The organism is Bartonella sp. CE47NXGY, from assembly GCF_042195415.1.
In the GTDB taxonomy this organism is placed as follows: Bacteria; Pseudomonadota; Alphaproteobacteria; order Rhizobiales; family Rhizobiaceae; genus Bartonella.
In genome coordinates this window covers 1-947 of the sequence record NZ_JBHIOI010000181.1, presented here as the reverse complement: position 1 = coordinate 947, position 947 = coordinate 1, and the positions used below count along the sequence as shown (strand labels likewise).

At 47.9% G+C, this 947-nt stretch carries 1 protein-coding gene; it reads right to left on the bottom strand.

The features are described 5' to 3' along the window. Positions 1–947 (bottom strand): hypothetical protein (locus ACFIL3_RS10520; protein ID WP_375682253.1); only part of this gene is annotated, 947 nt, incomplete at both ends.

The following is a 947-nucleotide window of genomic DNA, read 5'->3' as shown; positions in this document are numbered from 1 at the left end:
ACAGCGCCATCAGCTCCAGCGCCGCTTGGAGAGGAATCTCCATGAGAGCCAGCACCTCCGCCCCCAAAACCACGCCCTGCTTTTCCCGAACTATAGGAACCTTTGCCGACTCCTCCAGAGCCACCACGTGATGTATCACCTCCAGCATCGCCTCCATTACCGCTTGTTTTACTCGTAATTCCATTCGTTCCAGCATAACCATTTCCGCCTTTGGCAATTCCTAGATGTTCATCCGTTGCTAAACCAAAGTTTCCACCTGTTCCTCCAGCACCGCCATCGCCTGAATAGTAGGTAGTCGTACCACCACCAAATCCCGTGTGAGATTGATAGGCAGAAGCACCCCCACCACCATGTCCTCCTGTCGCCGTAATAAAATTTTTGCCAACGGTTGTTGTTCCTCCAGAATTTCCTGTCGCACTGCGTGATGCAACAGAAGCGCCTCCTTTACCAATTGTGATATTCTCATGACCCTTTAAACTCGCTTTATAACCATACCATACCGTACAACCGCCACCGCCGCCACCGCCTCCTAAGTAATAAGAATAACCACCCCCACCACTGCCGCCGCCACCCCATGCTTGGATTTCGACTTTTGTGTTATCCGTTACCCAATCGGGCCATTGAATTTTTCCATCCTGTGTATAGAGCAATTCAGCATCAGCAAGAGCCGGCCAATTCGTGATTTTATCGGTCAAATCTTTTTTAAGACTCTTTATCTGTGCCAAGATGGCTGCATCCACTTGTGATTTGGTATAAACAAGATCATCATCAACTTTAAGCGGTCCTTTAAGCGTACTTCCACTTGTGCTTAAACGGGTAACCACTTTCCTTTTTGGAAGACCGAAGAAGTCAGATGATACATTACCCAAGATCTCCAAGTCGTCACCCATGGTGACTTTACTGGTAAATTTATTATAACTTTGCCATTCATTTGGGCTGGCTAAGCG